Here is a 16,439-nt window from a genome sequence, read left to right as displayed (position 1 = left end):
CCCATGGTTTCCCACGACGTGAGCGAAGAGACTCCGGGCACACCCCTGCTCGTGTCGCGCCTGCACGTCGACCTGTGCCGCCTCGCCAGCGCGATGTGTACGACTCGCGCTGCGTTCTGAACGACCGGCCGAGCGCACCTCACCGCAAGACCCCCCTTCCGCGCGGGGGCCCCAGCCACGCGCCCACCACGCCACTTCCGACAGGAGCCCACGCCATGGCCATCGAGGTCCGCATCCCGACCATCCTCCGCACCTACACCGACGGCGAGAAGGCCGTCGAGGGCAGCGGCGAGACCCTCGCTCAGCTCTTCGCCGACCTGGAGTCCCGCCACAACGGGATCGAGGCCCGGATCGTCGACGGCGGCAAGCTCCGCCGCTTCGTCAACGTCTACCTGAACGACGAGGACGTCCGCTTCCTGGACGGCATCGACACCAAGCTCACCGACGGCGACAACGTCACGATCCTGCCGGCCGTCGCCGGTGGCATGGTCTGATCCACATGCGCTACGACTCCTCGCTGGCCGCGGTCGGCAACACGCCGCTGGTCCGCCTCCCCCGGCTCTCGCCCTCGGACGACGTCCGCATCTGGGCGAAGCTGGAGGACCGCAACCCGACCGGCTCGGTCAAGGACCGCCCCGCGCTCCACATGATCGAGCAGGCCGAGAAGGACGGCCGGCTCACCCCCGGCTGCACCATCCTGGAGCCGACCAGCGGCAACACCGGCATCTCCCTCGCCATGGCCGCCAAGCTCAAGGGCTACCGCATCGTCTGCGTCATGCCCGAGAACACCAGCGAGGAGCGGCGCCAGCTGCTCGCCATGTGGGGCGCCGAGATCATCTCGTCCCCCGCGGCGGGCGGCTCCAACACGGCCGTACGCGTCGCCAAGGAGCTCTCCGCCGAGAACCCGTCCTGGGTGATGCTCTACCAGTACGGCAACCCGGACAACGCGGGCGCCCACTACGCCACCACCGGCCCGGAGATCCTCGCCGACCTCCCGTCCATCACCCACTTCGTCGCCGGTCTCGGCACGACGGGCACCCTGATGGGCGTCGGCCGGTACCTCCGCGAGCACAAGCCCGACGTGAAGATCGTCGCCGCCGAGCCCCGCTACGACGACCTCGTCTACGGCCTCCGCAACCTCGACGAGGGCTTCGTCCCCGAGCTCTACGACGCCTCGGTCCTCACCACCCGCTTCTCCGTCGGCTCCGCCGACGCGGTCACCCGCACCCGTGAACTCCTCCAGCAGGAGGGCATCTTCGCCGGCGTCTCCACCGGCGCCGCGCTGCACGCCGCCATCGGCGTCGGCAACAAGGCGCTCAAGGCGGGCGAATCCGCGGACATCGCCTTCGTCGTGGCCGACGGCGGCTGGAAGTACCTCTCCACCGGCCTCTACACCGCCGCCACCACCGAAGAGGCCATCGCGACCGTCCAGGGCCAGCTCTGGGCGTAGCGCCCCCGCAGGACCCCGGGCGCGCTAGCGCGCCAGATGGCGGACCTGGTCCCAGACGACCGGGTCCGCCTCGCCGACCCTCCGCCGGAAGTCCTCCACCGGCACCTCCCGCAGCTCGTCCGTCTCCAGGAAGCTCGGCCGCCCCTGCGCGTCGCCGACCGCCCCCGGCGGCAGCGCGATCACCCCGGGCCGCTCGTCGTGGTACTTGCTGGTGATCTTCGCGACGAGCGCGCTGTCCCCCCGTACGGACAGGACCAGACAGGGCCGGTCCTTCGAACCGGGCCCGTCCTCGAAGGGCACGTCCGCCCACCAGATCTCGGCGGCGCGGGGCAGCCGTGACGGAGCCTTCCGCGGCCCGGCGGGCCCGCGCGGGGGCCGTGTCCGCCCCGGGGGCCGGCGTGCGGCTCGCCTCCTGCCGTCGGCGAGTGCCACCACCAGCGCGATCACCACGACCGCGACCAGCGCGGGCCACCATGACGTGTCCATACCTCAAGACGGTACCGGCGCACGGTTCGCTTCGCCGTAACGGCCCGCCATCCATCCGAACCGGTGACAGAGCCCGTGAGTTCGCCCACAACGGGCCACCACGAAGGAGCGACAGGCCCGGGTGCGCCTTACGCTCGACAGATCGCACAGCCTCCCCCTCCCTCAGCGCGCTTTCCGTACCCGTCCACGGAGGTTCACGCTCCATGAAGCTCACCGTCGTCGGTTGCTCCGGGTCGTTCCCGTCCGCGGAATCGGCCTGTTCGAGCTACCTCGTCGAGGCCGACGGCTTCCGGTTGCTCCTCGACATGGGCAACGGCGCCCTGGGCGAGCTGCAACGACACATCGGTCTGTACGACCTCGACGCGATCTTCCTCAGCCATCTCCACGCCGACCACTGCATCGACATGTGCGGGTACTTCGTGGCCCGCTACTACCGGCACGAGGGCGGGCGCTGCGACGCGATCCCGGTCTACGCGCCGGAGGGTGCCGAGCAGCGGCTGACCACGGCGTACGCCGACACCCCTTCGCCCTCCTCGATGAGCGAGGTGTTCGACTTCCGCACGCTGAAGTCGGGCAGCTTCGAGATCGGCCCGTTCTCCGTCCGTACGGAGAAGGTGTGCCACCCGGTGGAGGCGTACGGCATCCGGGTCGAGCACGGCGGCCGTTCGCTCACCTACTCGGGTGACACCGGCGTCTGCGACGCCCTGCACGACCTCGCCGACGGCACCGACCTCTTCCTCTGCGAGGCCTCCTTCACCCACGGCAAGGAGGACATCCCCGCCCTCCACCTCAACGGCCGCGAGGCCGGCGCCCACGCGACCCGCGCCGGGGTGGGCCGCCTGGTCCTCACCCACATCCCCCCGTGGACCGACGGCGAGCGGAACCTCGCCGACGCCCGCGAGGTCTACGCGGGTCCGTCGGAGCTGGCGCGGCCGGGCGCGGTCTACGAGGTCTGAGCGCCGGTCGCCCCTCGTACGCACGAGAAAGGGGAAGGCCCCGGAACCTGGACGGTTCCGGGGCCTTCCCCTTCGGTGCGGGTGAGGCTCACGCCTTGGTGAGGTCCTCGATCTCCTCCTCGGGCTCGCGGCCCGGGGTGGGGAGGTTGAACTTGGTGATCGCGAAGCGGAAGACCACGTAGTAGATCGCCGCGAAGACGAGACCGATCGGGATGATCAGCCACGGCTTGGTCGCCAGGTTCCAGTTGAGCAGGTAGTCGATGCCACCGGCGGAGAAGGTGAAGCCGGCGTGGACACCGAAGGCCCAGGTGACGGCCATCGAGACGGCGGTCAGGACCGCGTGGATCGCGTACAGCAGCGGCGCGATGAACATGAAGGTGAACTCGATCGGCTCGGTGATACCGGTGACGAAGGAGGTCAGCGCGAGGGACACCATCATGCCCATGACGGCCTTGCGGCGCTCGGGGCGAGCGGCGTGGGCGATGGCGATGGCGGCGGCCGGGAGGCCGAACATCATGATCGGGAAGAAGCCCGACATGAAGATTCCGGCGCTCGGGTCACCGGCGAAGAAGCGGTTGAGGTCACCGTGGACGACCTGGCCGGCCGCGTCGGTGAAGTCACCGATCTGGAACCAGGAGACGGTGTTCACGAACTGGTGCATGCCGACCGGGATCAGCGCGCGGTTGATGAGGCCGAAGAGGCCGGCGCCACCGGCACCGAGGCCGGTCATCCACTCGCCGAAGCTGGAGATGCCGTTGCCGATCGGCTCCCAGACCAGGCCGAACAGCACGCCGACGGCGGTGCCGACGAAGGCCATGATGATCGGGACGAGACGGCGGCCGTTGAAGAAGCCGAGCCAGTCGACGAGCTTGGTGCGGTGGAACTTCTGCCACAGGACCGCGGAGAGCAGACCCATCAGGATGCCGCCGAGGACACCGGGGTTGTTGTACGTCGCGGCGACGTCGACACCCTTGTTGGCGGTCGTGTTGACGACGGCCTCGGTGATCGGGAAGGCCTTCAGCACGTTGCTGTAGACCAGGAAGCCGACGAGCGCGGCCAGGGCGGTGGAGCCGTCCGCCTTCTTGGCGAAGCCGATGGCGACGCCGATGCAGAAGAGCAGGGGCAGGTTGTCGAAGACCGCGCCGCCTGCGGTGGCGAAGACCGAGGCGACCTTGTCCCAGCCGAGACCCTTGTCGCCGAAGACGTCCGGCTGGCCGAGACGGAGCAAGATACCCGCGGCCGGCAGAACGGCGATCGGCAGCTGCAGGCTGCGACCGACCTTCTGCAGGCCCTGGAACAGGCCGGATCCGCGCTTCTTCGCGGGAGCGGCGGCCTGGGCGGTGGCCGTACTCATCAACTTCCTCCAGTAAGGCAAGGCGCCGCCGGGGACATGAACACGGGGGGAGGCGACGTCTCGTGGAACGCGGTGGTCTGGACCGCGTGGTCTACACCAATCAGTGGTGTAGACCAGTTTTAGCACGTGAGACTTAGATAAGGAACCTGCGAATTTTGTGGGCTCGGCCATAGCCTGAAATGCACGACATAAGGCCCCCGGACCGTGAGGTCCGAGGGCCTTTGGAGGGGCTTACGGGAGGGACGAAAGCCCCGGATCGGTCAGGGTGTGAGGGGGCGTCGCGGGGTCACTTGACGTTGTCCCGCTCGATCTCCTCCTCCACCTCCTCGGGCTCGCGGCCCGGGGTGGGAAGGTTGAACTTGATGATCGCGAACCGGAAGATCACGTAGTACACGACCGCGAAGCCCAGGCCGATCGGAATGATCAGCCACGGTTTCGTCGCCAGGTTCCAGTTGATCACGTAGTCGATCAGGCCCGCCGAGAAGCTGAAGCCGTCCTTCACGCCGAGCGCCCAGGTCAGCGCCATCGAGACACCCGTGAGCACCGCGTGGATCGCGTACAGCAGCGGCGCGATGAAGAGGAACGAGTACTCGATCGGCTCGGTGATGCCGGTGACGAACGAGGTCAAGGCGACCGAGAGCATCATGCCGCCGACCGCCTTGCGGCGGTGCGGCTTGGCGCAGTGGGTGATCGCGAGCGCCGCCGCGGGCAGCGCGAACATCATGATCGGGAAGAAGCCGGTGGTGAACTGGCCGGCGTTCGGGTCGCCCGCCAGGAACATGCTGATGTCACCGTGGACCACCGTGCCGTCCGGCTTCGTGTACGAGCCGAACTGGAACCAGATGGGCACGTTCAGGAACTGGTGCAGACCGATCACGAGCAGCGCGCGGTTGGCCACGCCGAAGATGCCCGAACCCCAGGCCCCAAGACCGACCAGCCAGTCGCTGAAGCTCTCCAGGGCGTCGCCGATCGGCGGCCAGATCCACAGGCAGATCGCGGCGAAGGCGATCGCGACGAAGGCCATGATGATCGGGACGAGCCGGCGGCCGTTGAAGAAGCCGAGCCAGTCGACCAGCTTCACCCGGTGGTAGCGCTGCCAGAACCAGGCGGCCAGCAGGCCCATGACGATGCCGCCGAAGACCCCGGGGTTCTGGTACGTGTACCCCGCGAAGGCGTCCCCGGCGCCCAGGCAGCCGCCGCTGATGTCCTTCGTACCCGTGGGGCAGTCCTTCGGGAACTGGCGCAGGACCGTGTAGTAGACGAGGAAGCCGACCACCGCGGCGAGGGCCGTCGAGCCGTCCGACTTCTTCGCCATGCCGATGGCCACGCCGATGCAGAACAGCAGCGGCAGGCCGAGGCTGCCGTCGAGCAGCGCGCCGCCGGCGCCCGACATCACCTTGGCGACGTTGTCCCAGCCGAGGCCGTCGGCGCCGAACACGTCCGGCTGGCCCAGCCGGTTGATGATGCCGGCGGCCGGAAGGACGGCGATGGGGAGCTGGAGGCTGCGGCCCATCTTCTGCAGGCCCTGGAAGAGTCCGCCCCACACGGACTTCTTCGGCCGTGCCGCGGCGCTGTCGGTACTCATCGGCGTCCTCCCTGCCCGGAACAAGCCGGGTCCGCGTTCCGTTGCACACTGGTGTAGACCAGTTGCGGTAGGCTCCGGGAGCCCGCTGAGGACAGGCCGCCGGTGATCGTCATCATTCGGCAGAACGGCGGCATGCGCTCGCGAAGTTGGGCCAACCGTGGGTTACCGTGACAAAGCGGACCTCAGGTGCGCCGAGATTCGCGCTCGCGCGAACAGAACGGACAGGGAGAAACACATGGCCAGCAAGGCTGAGAAGATCGTCGCCGGGCTCGGCGGCATCGAGAACATCGAAGAGGTCGAGGGCTGCATCACCCGCCTCCGTACCGAAGTTGTCGACCCCGGTCTCGTCGACGAGGCCGCCCTGAAGGCCGCCGGCGCCCACGGCGTCGTGAAGATGGGCACCGCCATCCAGGTCGTCATCGGCACCGACGCCGACCCGATCGCCGCGGAGATCGAAGACCTGATGTGAGCGTGAGCACCCCGCTCACTTCCTGACGAGGGCCCGTTCCGACAGGGGAACGGGCCCTCGCGCATGTCCACCGGGATCCGGCCACCCGCGCCCCGCGGGGGAGCGGCCGCCCCGGCGGCTCCGGCTACGCTCGTGGCATGTCTCGTATCGACGGCCGTACCCCCGAACAGCTCCGCCCCGTCACCATCGACCGCGGATGGAGCAAGCACGCCGAGGGCTCCGTCCTCATCTCCTTCGGCGACACCAAGGTCTTCTGCACCGCCTCCGTCACCGAAGGCGTCCCCCGCTGGCGCAAGGGCAGCGGCGAAGGCTGGGTCACCGGCGAATACTCCATGCTCCCGCGCGCCACCAACACCCGCGGCGACCGCGAGTCCGTCCGCGGCAAGATCGGCGGCCGCACCCACGAGATCTCCCGCCTCATCGGCCGCTCCCTGCGCGCCGTCATCGACTACAAGGCCCTCGGCGAGAACACCATCGTCCTCGACTGCGACGTCCTCCAGGCCGACGGCGGCACCCGCACCGCCGCCATCACCGGCGCCTACGTCGCCCTCGCCGACGCCGTCACCTGGGCCCAGGGCAAGAAGCTCGTCAAGCCCGGCCGCAAGCCGCTCACCGGCACCGTCGCCGCCGTCTCCGTCGGCATCGTCGACGGCACCCCCCTCCTCGACCTCTGCTACGAGGAGGACGTCCGCGCCGACACCGACATGAACGTCGTCTGCACCGGCGACGGCCGCTTCGTCGAGGTCCAGGGCACCGCCGAGGCCGAGCCCTTCGACCGCAAGGAGCTCAACGCCCTCCTCGACCTCGCCTCCGGCGGCTGCGCCGAACTCGCCGAGATCCAGCGCAAGGCCCTCGAAGGAACCCTCTGACACCTCACCGCGTCCTGTCGGGCGGGCACCCGGATACGATCCGGGCGCCCGCCCGTCCGCTTGTACGCCCGCGCACGCGTGGGCCCGTCCGTTCTGTACGTCTCCGGGGAGGACCCGCCTTGAAGCGCCGTCTCGCACTCGCCGTGGCCACCGCCGCCGCGCTCACCACCGTCCTGAGCGGCTGCGGAGCCCTCGACACCGCCATGGACTGCGTCAAGACCGCCGACGCGATAGCCACGTCCGTCCAGAACCTCCAGCAGGCCGTCTCCAACGCCTCCAACGACGTCACGCAGATCGAGGAGTCCCTCAACTCGATCTCCACCGAGCTCGGCAACCTCAAGAACACCACCGACAACGCCGACCTCTCCAAGGCCGTCGACGACCTCACCAAGGGCGTCGACACCGTCCGCACGGCGGTCAAGAACGGCGACACCACCCCCGACATCACGCCGATCACCGACGCCGCCGGCGAGGTCGCCAAGGTCTGCACCCCGGGATAATCCCTGGCATGACCCGACAGCGACTGATCCTCGCCACCCGCAACAAGGGCAAGATCACCGAACTCCACGCGATCCTCGCCGACGCAGGCCTCGACCTCGAACTCGTCGGCGCGGACGCGTACCCCGACGTCCCCGACGTCAAGGAAACCGGCGTCACCTTCGCCGAGAACGCCCTCCTCAAGGCCCACGCCCTGGCCCGCGCCACCGGCCTCCCCGCCGTCGCCGACGACTCCGGCCTCTGCGTCGACGTCCTCAACGGCGCCCCCGGCATCTTCTCCGCCCGCTGGGCCGGCACCCACGGCGACGACAAGGCCAACCTGAACCTCCTCCTGGCCCAGCTCGGCGACATCGCCGACGAACACCGAGGCGCCCACTTCGCCTGCGCCGCGGCACTCGCCCTCCCCGACGGCACCGAACGCGTCGTCGAAGGCCGCATGCCAGGCACCCTCCGCCACGTCCCCGTCGGCACCAACGGCTTCGGCTACGACCCGATCCTCCAGCCGCAGGGCTACGACGTGACCTGCGCGGAACTCTCCCCGCCGGAAAAGAACGCCATCAGCCACCGGGGCAAGGCCTTCAGGGCCCTGGTGCCGGTGGTGAAGGAACTGCTGGGCTGAGGGGCTCGCTCGCAACGAAGGGCCGCCCGATTCGGACGGCCCTTCGCGTGTGTGCGGCCGGGGGGACTCGAACCCCCACGGGTGTTAACCCACTGGGACCTAAACCCAGCGTGACTGCCAATTCCACCACGGCCGCCGGCACGGCAATGGTAACGGTCACGCGGTATCCGTCTGCGGGGTGCGTCGATGTTTTCCGCGGCACCAGGTCTCGGTCAGTGCGTGGCAGTTGGGGCACAGGTAGCGAAGGTTCTCGCGTCGGTTGTCGAGCCAGTTCCCGTTGATGTGGTCGATCTGCAAGGTGATGGACCCGCCCCGCCATGCGCCCTCGTTGCCGCACTCGACGCAGCGATACGGGACGCCCACCTCGGTGAGGGCGCGCTGGAGCCGGTCGCGGTTCTCGCGTGACGACCCCTCTGGGCGTACCCGGAAGACCGTGTCCGCGATGGGCTTGGGTGCCGTGGCACGCACGGTGCCCCACGTGCGTCGCTTGAAGTGCGACGTGTCGAGGTCCAGCTCTGCCACCCGTCGTCGGACTCGGCGGTGATTCTGGTCGGTCACGGGGAGGCCGAGCGTGCGCATCACGTCGGCGAAGCTGACGGCGTCCTTCACCGCCGTCCGCAGAAGGTCTTCCGGCACATCGAGGCGCCTGTGGGTGAAGTGGGTGACTTCGATTCCCCGCTCGTGGAGCATGTGCCTGAGTGCTGCACGAGATCTGCCGTCGTCACTCACGCCCAACAGACGAGCCATCTCTCTGACGCTTCGCGCGGCCGCTGCGGCAGTTCCCAGCTCCTCCGTGGTGAACGGCAGGTCCGTCGTCGAGCGGTTCAGGCCGGGAAACCGGCTCACGTCGATCCCGGCGGCCGCGATGCGACGCCGGATGTGAGAGAGCGTTCCGGTCGCCGGCGGCACTCCGAGCTTCCGGGCGACTTCACGCAAGGTCGTGGAGGAGGCGACCGCCTCGGCGATGGCGTCGTCCGTGTACTTGCGCCAGGGGCTGCGATGCTTGAAGTGGCCGGTGTCGATGCCGAACTCGGCAATCCGTGACTGGAGCGTGCGGCGCCGTCCCCCGCTCTCGGCGACGCCGAGGCGGCGCATGAGATCCGCCCATCCTTTCGACTCCGCCACGGCGGCGCTGAGCCGTTCCTTCGTGTACGCGCTCGTCCCCATCGGACCCCCTCCGCTCCGGCCGCCTGTTCGCAGCCTCGTACGGACTAACGAGCCGAATATCGGACGGTCACATCCGCAATGCGGAACGGCCCGCACCGCCCTTCCGGGGGTGCGGGCCGTTCCGGCGAAGGCGCGGGCTCAGATGCCCAGGTCCCGGATGATCTTGGCGACGTGGCCGGTGGCCTTGACGTTGTAGAAGGCGTGCTCGATCTTGCCGGCCTCGTCGACGACGACGGTGGAGCGGATGACGCCGGTGACGACCTTGCCGTAGAGCTTCTTCTCGCCGAAGGCGCCGTAGGCCTCGAGGGTGGTCTTGTCGGGGTCGCCGACGAGGGTGACCTTGAGGTTTTCCTTGTCGCGGAACTTGGCGAGCTTTTCCGGCTTGTCGGGGGAGACGCCGATGACGTCGTAGCCGGCGGCGGCGAGGACGTCGAGGTTGTCGGTGAAGTCGCAGGCCTGCTTGGTGCAGCCGGGGGTGAGGGCGGCGGGGTAGAAGTAGACGATGACCTTGCGGCCCTTGTGGTCCGCGAGGGAGACCTCGTTGCCGTCCGCGTCGGGAAGGGTGAAGGCCGGGGCGGTGTCGCCGGGCTGCAGTCGCTCGCTCATGGCTGGCTCTCCTCGGAATGTTCTGCGTACGCGTTCAGAGCCTAATGGGGGCTAACGGGGGTCTGGCGCGGCCCGGCGGCGCCGGAACTGACAGACTGACGGCAAACGACCGGATCACGACTACGGAGGCAGCGCGGTGTCGGACGTCAGGACCCCTGCGCAGATCGAGGCGGACATCATCCGCCGGCGCGAGCAGCTCGCCGTCACTCTCGACGAGATCGGCATTCGGGTGCACCCGCAGACGATCATCGGGGACGCGAAGGCCAAGGTCGCCTCGACGGTCGACCAGACCGTCGGCCGCGCCTTCGTCGCGGTCAACCGGGTCGTCTCGGACGTGAAGGCACGTTTCACCCACGAGGACGGCGCACCCCGCCTTGAGCGGGTCGTTCCGGTGGCCCTCGCGACCGTGGCGGTCGTCGGGCTGCTCGTGGCGTCCTCGCGGAAGAACCGGGGATGACTCCTCCCGGCTACGGGCGACACGCCCGGGCAGGTAGGTTCGGTCCGTGAGCGAGAACACGCACGACAAGCTGCCCATCCGGATGCTGCACGACCGGGTCCTGGTCCGCACCGACTCTCCGGAGGGGGAGCGGCGGTCCGGCGGCGGCATCCTGATCCCGGCCACCGCCGCGGTGGGCCGCCGGCTGTCCTGGGCCGAGGTGGTCGCGGTCGGCCAGAACGTCCGCACCGTCGAGATCGGCGACCGGGTGCTGTACGACCCCGAGGACCGCGCCGAGGTCGAGGTGCGGGGCGTGGCGTACGTCCTGATGCGGGAGCGCGACCTGCACGCGGTGGCCGCCGACCGCTTCCAGGGCGCTTCGGACACCGGCCTCTACCTGTAGGCGAGGCCGCGACAGCGCGAAGGCCCTGGTGACCACCGTCACCAGGGCCTTTGCGTTTTCTTTGCTAGCCTGGAGACACCCGACGAGACGCGCCGTACCGGGCCGGACAAGACGACGCACCCCTGTTTCCCGTCTCGCGGAGGTGTCTCGTCATGGCCTGGGTTCTGCTCGTCGTCGCAGGTCTGCTGGAAGTCGGCTGGTCGATCGGCATGAAGTACACCGAGGGCTTCACCCGCCTCTGGCCCAGCGTGTTCACGGCCGCCGGGATCATCGCCTCCATGATGCTGCTGTCGCAGGCGGCCAAGACGCTGCCGATCGGCACGGCGTACGGCGTGTGGGTCGGCATCGGCGCGGCCGGCGCGGCGGTGCTCGGCATGGTGGTGCTCGGTGAGCCGGCGACCGCCGCCCGGATCTTCTTCGTCTGTCTGCTGCTCGTCGCCGTGGTGGGGCTCAAGGCGACCTCGGGTCACTGACCCCGAGCGGTGCGGGCGGGCCGGGGCCCTCGGGACGCCGCCCCCGGCCCCGCCTCGCCCGTCACGTACGCCTCGTCCGAACCGTCCGGCATCGGCGGTACCGCCGGCATCTCCTCCGCTCCGGGCATCAGCTGGAGTTCGAAGTCCTTGGGGGCCGTGCCGGCCAGCGCGTCGCGGGTGAACTGGCCCCAGATCGCGGCCGGCGGGCCGCCGCCGTTGACGCGGGGGAGGCCAAGGGCCCCGTAGAGCGGTTCCTGGCGGCCTGATTCGGGGTCCTGGCCCATGAGGGCGACGACGGTGGCGAGTTCGGGTGTGTACCCCGCGAACCAGGCGGCCTTGTCGTCCTCGGCCGTGCCGGTCTTCCCGGCGGCCGGGCGGCCCGCGGCCTGGGCCGCCGTGCCGGTGCCCGCCTCGACGACGCTGCGCAGGATGGACGTCGTGGTGTCGGCGGCCTCCCGGCTCACGGCCTGTCGCGCCGGGCCGTCCGGCAGCCCGATGTCCTGGCCGCCGCGGGTGACGGCGGAGACCAGGGTGTAGGTGCCGTGCCGGCCGTGGGCGGCGAGCGTCGCGTAGGCCGCCGTCATGTCGAGGACGCTGGCGGTGGCGGGCCCGAGGGCGATGGAGGGGGAGGCGGTGAGGTCGGGGGTCGAGCGGGGCAGACCGAGGGCGATCGCGGTCCGCCGTACGTGCGCGGGCCCGACGTCGACCGCCATCTGGGCGTACACCGCGTTCACGGACAGGTCCGTGGCGGCGCCGACGGCGATCTCCCCGTAACTGGCGTCGTCCTCGTTGGCGGGGTCGTACATGCTGCCGCTCCAGCCCTCCACCGGGCGCCGGTTGGTGCCGTCGTAGAGGGTGTACGGGGTGATGGGCAGGCCCTGCTGGGTCTGGGCGCCGCTCTGGACGGCCGCGGTGAAGACGAACGGCTTGAAGGTGGAGCCGACCTGGTAGTCGCGGCGGGTGGCGTTGTTGACGTACTGCTGGGTGTAGTCGATGCCGCCGTACAGGGCGAGGACGCTTCCGGTGGCCGGGTCGACGGCGGCGGCCCCGACGCGGACGTAGCGGTCGGCGGGTGCGCGGGCCGGGTCGAGGCGCGAGATGACCTGGTCCTCGACGGCCCGCACCAGCGCGTCCTGCTTGGCGGGCTCGAGCGTGGTCGTGATGCGGAAGCCGCCGCCGGCGAGGGTCTTCTCGTCGACGATCCCGTGGTCCGTCAGGTACTCCTCGACCGCTTGGACGAGGTACCCGCGCTGGCCGGAGAGCGCGGTCGCGGGCCGTGCCGTCTGCGGCGCGGGGAAGCGGGCGGTGGCCCGGGCCGCGCGGTCCAGCCAGCCCTCGGTGACCATGCCGTCGAGCACGTAGTTCCAGCGGGCGACGGCCTTGGCCCGGTTCTCGGGGTGGGTGGTGACGTCGTAGGCGCTGGGGGCCTTGAGCAGCGAGGCGAGGTACGCGCCTTCGGCGGTGTCGAGGCGCTCGACGTCCTTGCCGTAGTAGGCGCGGGCGGCCGCCTGGACCCCGTAGGCGTTGCGGCCGAAGTAGCTGGTGTTGAGGTACCCCTCCAGGATCTCGTCCTTGCTCTTCTCGCGTTCCAGCTTGATCGCGATGAAGAACTCCTTGGCCTTGCGGGTGAGCGTCTGCTCCTGGCCGAGGTAGTAGTTCTTCACGTACTGCTGGGTGATCGTCGAGCCGGACTGGCGGCCCTTGCCGGTCACCGTGTTCCAGGCCGCGCGGACCATCGCCTTGGGGTCCACCGCCCGCGAGCTGTGGAAGTCGCGGTCCTCGGCTGCGAGGACCGCCCGCCGGACGGCGAGCGGCACCTGGCCGAGCGGGACGTTCTCGCGGTTGACCTCGCCGTCGCGGGCCAGCGGGCTGCCGTCGCGGTAGAGGTAGACGTTGGACTGCGCGAGGGCGGCGGCGTTGGCGGGCGGGATCTCCACCAGGAGGTAGCCGGCGGTGAACGCCCCGGCGAGCAGCAGCACGCCGAGCACCAGGAGCCCGAAGAGGGCCCGCAGAACGCGCCGGAGACGGCGGGGACGCCTCCCGGGGCGGTCGTCAGGCAGACCGGCGGTCCATTCGTCGGGCCGTTCGTCGTGCTGCCGGGAGGGGAGGGTGGGGTCCCTCGGTTCCCAGCCCGGGCGGGATGGCCGGGGGGTGTCGCTCGTACCTGAGGAAGGGGACATGGCATCACATACTGCACGGAACCGGACGAAACTCCCGATCACGACCCGTTCCTGACGGGAAATCGGCTCGCGGCACCCCACCCCGCCCCGCTAGGGTCGTGCGCTTCGCCGTCATTCGTACCGAAAGTTCGTCCCGGCCTCGCGGGGACCTCGCGCCGGGAACCTCGTACCGGAACTTCGTACCGGGAACTTCGTATCCGAAGGGGAGCCTCATGCTGCGGCTGTACGCGACGGTGGCCGCGGGTGGCTTCCGACGCCATGCCACCTACCGGGTGGCGACGGTGGCAGGTGTCTTCACCAACAGCGTCTTCGGCCTCATCCTGTCGTACACCTATATCGCCCTCTGGGACGAACGCCCCCAGCTCGGCGGCTACTCCATGGACGACGCCCTCGCCTATGTGTGGATCGGACAGGCCCTCATCACCGTCTGCGGCCTGATGGGCGGCGGCTTCGAGGACGAGCTCATCGAACGGATCAGGACCGGCGACATCGCCGTCGACCTGTACCGCCCGGCCGACCTCCAGGCCTGGTGGTTCTCGGCCAACGCCGGCCGCTCCGGCTACCAGCTCCTCGGCCGCGGGGTCGCCCCGATGACGCTCGGCGCCCTCGTCTTCGGCTTCACCCTGCCCTCGGGCCCCGGCGCCTGGCTCGCCTTCCTCCTCGCCGTCGCCCTCGGCTCCGTCGTCGGCTTCGCGATCTGGTACGCCGTGGCCATGAGCGCCTTCTGGCTCCTCGACGGCCAGGGCGTCGTCCAGGTCGCCTGGCTCGGCGGCCTCTTCTTCTCCGGCATGCTCCTCCCGCTCAACGTCTTCCCCGGCACCCTCGGCGAGATCGCCCGCCTCCTCCCCTGGGCCTCCCTCCTCCAGGTGCCGGCCGACGTCTACCTCGGCAAGTACCAGGGCTGGGACCTCGCGGGCGCGTACGCCTTCCAGCTCTGCTGGGCCCTCGTCCTCCTCGGCGCGGGCCGCATCGCCCAGGCGGCGGCGACCAGGAAGGTGGTGGTCCAGGGTGGCTGAGAACCAGACGCTCACGAACCAGACGCTCACGGCTGACGGCGAACCGGGCGGCTCCACGCGCGCGTCCCGGCCGGTGGCCGACTCCCTCCGCACGTACCGCATGGTGGCGGCCATGTGGATCCGCTCCACGATGACCTACCGTGCCTCCTTCGCGCTCACCGTCCTCACCAGCTTCTGCGTCACCTTCTTCGACTTCGTCGTCATCCTCCTGATGTTCGGCCAGGTGAAGGGCCTCGGCGGCTTCTCCTTCGCCGAGGTAGCCCTCCTGTACGGCCTGACCGGCACCTCCTTCGGGATCGCCGACCTGACGATGGGCTCGCTCCAGCGGATGGGGAAACGCGTCAGGGACGGCTCGCTCGACACCTTCCTGATGCGCCCCGCGCCGCTGCTCGCCCAGGTCGCCGCGGACAAGTTCGCGCTGCGGCGGTTCGGCCGGGTCGCGCAGGGGCTGATGGTGCTGGTGTGGGCCCTGGTACTGCTCGACGTGGAGTGGACGCTGGTGAAGGTGGCCCTGATCCCGGTGACCCTGATCTGCGGGGCGGTGATCTTCGCCGCCGTCATGGTGCTCGGGGCGTCCACCCTGTTCTGGATGCAGGACGCGGCGGAGGTCACCAACTCCTTCACCTACGGCGGCAACACCCTCCTCCAGTACCCGCCGACGATCTTCGCCCAGGAGCTGGTGCGCGGTGTCGTCTACGTCGTACCGCTCGCCTTCGTGAACTGGCTCCCCGCCCTCCACGTGCTCGGCAGACCCGCCCCGGCCGGCGTGCCGGACGCGGCGGCCTTCGCGTCACCGCTGGTGGCCGCCGTCTGCTGCGCCGTCGCGGGCCTCGCCTGGCGGGCCGGAATCCGCTCGTACCGATCGACAGGAAGCTGAGGTCCGGAGTCCATGCCCTTCATCGAACTCGACGGGGTCGAGAAGGTCTTCACGGTCCGCCGCAAGGCGGGCCTGTTCCGCCGCGAGAAACGGGAGGTCCGGGCCGTCGACGGCATCGGCTTCGGCGTCGAACGCGGCGAGATGGTCGGCTACATCGGCCCCAACGGCGCCGGGAAGTCCACCACGATCAAGATGCTCACCGGCATCCTCACCCCCACCGCCGGCCGGCTGCGGGTCGCCGGCATCGACCCCGCCCGCGAGCGCACCCGGCTCGCCCAGCGGATAGGAGTCGTCTTCGGCCAGCGCACCACCCTCTGGTGGGACCTGCCGCTCAGGGACTCGTACCGGCTCATGCACCGCATGTACCGCATCCCCGACGCCCGCTACCGCGAGAACCTCGACCGCTGCGTCGACCTCCTCGACCTCGGCGAGCTCCTCGACGTCCCGGTCCGCCAGCTCTCCCTCGGCCAGCGGATGCGCGGCGACATCGCCGCCGCCCTCCTCCACGACCCCGACGTCCTTTACCTCGACGAGCCGACCATCGGCCTCGACGTCGTCTCCAAGGCGCGGGTCCGGGACTTCCTCCGCGAGCTGAACGCCGCCCACGGCACCACGGTCCTCCTCACCACCCACGACCTCACCGACATCGAGCAGCTCTGCTCCCGGGTCATGGTCATCGACCACGGACGCCTGATGTACGACGGCGAACTCGCCGGCCTGCACGCCGTCGGCGACAGCGAACGCCTCCTCGTCGTCGACCTGGAACGCGAGCTCCCCCCGATCACCGACGTCCCCGGCGCCCGCTTCGTACGCTCCGAGGGCCCCCGCCAATGGCTCGCCTTCCCGGCCGGCGCCTCCGCCGCACCCCTCGTCGCCGCCGTCGCCGCGAGCCACCCCCTCCTCGACCTCTCGGTGCGGGAGCCGGACATCGAGGCCGTGATCGCGAAGATGTACGGGGGAACTCGCGACGAGCGCCGGGAGTCCCTGATGTAGGA

General features: G+C 70.0%; 20 protein-coding genes, 1 tRNA gene and 1 riboswitch. Of the genes, 14 read left to right on the top strand and 7 right to left on the bottom strand.

Annotated elements, in window-relative coordinates:
* Positions 1–3: 3 nt before the first annotated feature.
* From ACZ7G1_RS33260 to ACZ7G1_RS33250, 3 genes are all read left to right on the top strand, one after another.
* Positions 4–120 carry a putative leader peptide gene (locus ACZ7G1_RS33260; protein ID WP_470876552.1) on the top strand — a complete coding sequence of 39 codons (117 nt, stop codon included), beginning with the start codon at positions 4–6 and terminating at the stop codon, positions 118–120.
* Positions 121–215: 95 nt separating this feature from the next.
* Positions 216–494 carry a MoaD/ThiS family protein gene (locus tag ACZ7G1_RS33255; protein ID WP_470876550.1) on the top strand — a complete coding sequence of 93 codons (279 nt, stop codon included), beginning with the start codon at positions 216–218 and terminating at the stop codon, positions 492–494.
* Between the two features lie 5 nt (positions 495–499).
* On the top strand, positions 500–1,450 hold the full coding sequence (locus tag ACZ7G1_RS33250; RefSeq protein WP_017237081.1) for a PLP-dependent cysteine synthase family protein: 951 nt from the start codon (positions 500–502) through the stop codon (positions 1,448–1,450).
* A 24-nt stretch (positions 1,451–1,474) separates the two neighbouring features.
* Here the strand turns inward: ACZ7G1_RS33250 and ACZ7G1_RS33245 are convergent, their stop codons facing one another.
* Positions 1,475–1,936 carry a type II toxin-antitoxin system PemK/MazF family toxin gene (locus tag ACZ7G1_RS33245; RefSeq protein ID WP_470876549.1) on the bottom strand — a complete coding sequence of 154 codons (462 nt, stop codon included), beginning with the start codon at positions 1,934–1,936 and terminating at the stop codon, positions 1,475–1,477.
* A 203-nt stretch (positions 1,937–2,139) separates the two neighbouring features.
* Here ACZ7G1_RS33245 and ACZ7G1_RS33240 point away from each other — a divergent pair, with 203 nt between their 5' ends.
* Positions 2,140–2,892: an MBL fold metallo-hydrolase gene (locus ACZ7G1_RS33240; protein WP_470876548.1), complete on the top strand. Its 753-nt coding sequence runs from the start codon at positions 2,140–2,142 to the stop codon at positions 2,890–2,892.
* Positions 2,893–2,980: 88 nt separating this feature from the next.
* On the opposite strand, the gene ACZ7G1_RS33235 is transcribed toward ACZ7G1_RS33240, so the two are convergent.
* Together ACZ7G1_RS33235 and ACZ7G1_RS33230 are read right to left on the bottom strand one after the other, a co-directional pair.
* The gene (locus ACZ7G1_RS33235) at positions 2,981–4,246 is read right to left on the bottom strand and encodes a PTS transporter subunit EIIC (protein ID WP_470876547.1); all 1,266 of its coding nucleotides are present in this window, start codon (positions 4,244–4,246) and stop codon (positions 2,981–2,983) included.
* A 286-nt stretch (positions 4,247–4,532) separates the two neighbouring features.
* Positions 4,533–5,831: a PTS transporter subunit EIIC gene (locus ACZ7G1_RS33230; protein WP_470876545.1), complete on the bottom strand. Its 1,299-nt coding sequence runs from the start codon at positions 5,829–5,831 to the stop codon at positions 4,533–4,535.
* Positions 5,832–6,027: 196 nt separating this feature from the next.
* Here ACZ7G1_RS33230 and ACZ7G1_RS33225 point away from each other — a divergent pair, with 196 nt between their 5' ends.
* From ACZ7G1_RS33225 to rdgB, 4 genes are all read left to right on the top strand, one after another.
* Positions 6,028–6,300, top strand: a complete 273-nt coding sequence (locus tag ACZ7G1_RS33225; RefSeq protein ID WP_470876707.1) for a PTS sugar transporter subunit IIB — start codon at positions 6,028–6,030, stop codon at positions 6,298–6,300.
* Positions 6,301–6,437: 137 nt separating this feature from the next.
* Positions 6,438–7,169: a ribonuclease PH gene (gene rph / locus ACZ7G1_RS33220; RefSeq protein WP_402470493.1), complete on the top strand. Its 732-nt coding sequence runs from the start codon at positions 6,438–6,440 to the stop codon at positions 7,167–7,169.
* A gap of 119 nt (positions 7,170–7,288) precedes the next feature.
* Complete coding sequence (locus tag ACZ7G1_RS33215) at positions 7,289–7,669, top strand: hypothetical protein (RefSeq protein ID WP_470876543.1); 381 nt, start codon at positions 7,289–7,291, stop codon at positions 7,667–7,669.
* A gap of 8 nt (positions 7,670–7,677) precedes the next feature.
* Complete coding sequence (gene rdgB, locus ACZ7G1_RS33210; RefSeq protein ID WP_470876541.1) at positions 7,678–8,286, top strand: RdgB/HAM1 family non-canonical purine NTP pyrophosphatase; 609 nt, start codon at positions 7,678–7,680, stop codon at positions 8,284–8,286.
* A gap of 52 nt (positions 8,287–8,338) precedes the next feature.
* On the opposite strand, the gene ACZ7G1_RS33205 is transcribed toward rdgB, so the two are convergent.
* From ACZ7G1_RS33205 to bcp, 3 genes are all read right to left on the bottom strand, one after another.
* A tRNA-Leu gene (locus tag ACZ7G1_RS33205) sits at positions 8,339–8,422 on the bottom strand.
* A gap of 20 nt (positions 8,423–8,442) precedes the next feature.
* Positions 8,443–9,453 carry an HNH endonuclease signature motif containing protein gene (locus tag ACZ7G1_RS33200; protein ID WP_470876539.1) on the bottom strand — a complete coding sequence of 337 codons (1,011 nt, stop codon included), beginning with the start codon at positions 9,451–9,453 and terminating at the stop codon, positions 8,443–8,445.
* A gap of 138 nt (positions 9,454–9,591) precedes the next feature.
* Positions 9,592–10,059, bottom strand: coding sequence for a thioredoxin-dependent thiol peroxidase (bcp, locus tag ACZ7G1_RS33195; protein WP_470876537.1), 468 nt, complete (start codon positions 10,057–10,059; stop codon positions 9,592–9,594).
* Positions 10,060–10,195: 136 nt separating this feature from the next.
* On the opposite strand from bcp, the gene ACZ7G1_RS33190 reads away from it, so the two are divergent.
* From ACZ7G1_RS33190 to ACZ7G1_RS33180, 3 genes are all read left to right on the top strand, one after another.
* Positions 10,196–10,516 (top strand): DUF3618 domain-containing protein, encoded by a 321-nt coding sequence (locus ACZ7G1_RS33190; RefSeq protein WP_470876535.1) that lies wholly within the window; start codon positions 10,196–10,198, stop codon positions 10,514–10,516.
* 46 nt (positions 10,517–10,562) lie between these two features.
* Positions 10,563–10,898, top strand: a complete 336-nt coding sequence (locus ACZ7G1_RS33185) for a GroES family chaperonin (RefSeq protein WP_470876534.1) — start codon at positions 10,563–10,565, stop codon at positions 10,896–10,898.
* A 53-nt stretch (positions 10,899–10,951) separates the two neighbouring features.
* A riboswitch (guanidine-III (ykkC-III) riboswitch) is annotated at positions 10,952–11,019 on the top strand.
* A 31-nt stretch (positions 11,020–11,050) separates the two neighbouring features.
* Positions 11,051–11,371 (top strand): DMT family transporter, encoded by a 321-nt coding sequence (locus ACZ7G1_RS33180; protein WP_470876532.1) that lies wholly within the window; start codon positions 11,051–11,053, stop codon positions 11,369–11,371.
* On the opposite strand, the gene ACZ7G1_RS33175 is transcribed toward ACZ7G1_RS33180, so the two are convergent.
* Complete coding sequence (locus ACZ7G1_RS33175) at positions 11,365–13,551, bottom strand: transglycosylase domain-containing protein (protein ID WP_470876530.1); 2,187 nt, start codon at positions 13,549–13,551, stop codon at positions 11,365–11,367. The genes ACZ7G1_RS33180 and ACZ7G1_RS33175 overlap by 7 nt on opposite strands.
* Before the next feature lie 215 nt (positions 13,552–13,766).
* Between ACZ7G1_RS33175 and ACZ7G1_RS33170 the strand changes: the two genes are divergently transcribed.
* The 3 genes from ACZ7G1_RS33170 to ACZ7G1_RS33160 are packed head-to-tail and all read left to right on the top strand — an operon-like array spanning position 13,767 to position 16,437.
* Positions 13,767–14,567 carry an ABC transporter permease gene (locus ACZ7G1_RS33170; protein WP_470876705.1) on the top strand — a complete coding sequence of 267 codons (801 nt, stop codon included), beginning with the start codon at positions 13,767–13,769 and terminating at the stop codon, positions 14,565–14,567.
* A complete protein-coding gene (locus ACZ7G1_RS33165; RefSeq protein WP_470876528.1) occupies positions 14,560–15,444 on the top strand; it encodes an ABC transporter permease in 885 nt (294 codons plus the stop codon). The genes ACZ7G1_RS33170 and ACZ7G1_RS33165 overlap by 8 nt, the downstream gene beginning before the upstream one ends.
* Positions 15,445–15,456: 12 nt before the next feature.
* Complete coding sequence (locus ACZ7G1_RS33160) at positions 15,457–16,437, top strand: ABC transporter ATP-binding protein (protein ID WP_470876526.1); 981 nt, start codon at positions 15,457–15,459, stop codon at positions 16,435–16,437.
* The last annotated feature ends 2 nt before the right edge of the window (positions 16,438–16,439 follow it).

It is taken from the genome of Streptomyces sp. NPDC037273 (genome assembly GCF_055603625.1).
This window is presented reverse-complemented; position numbering and strand designations above follow the sequence as displayed.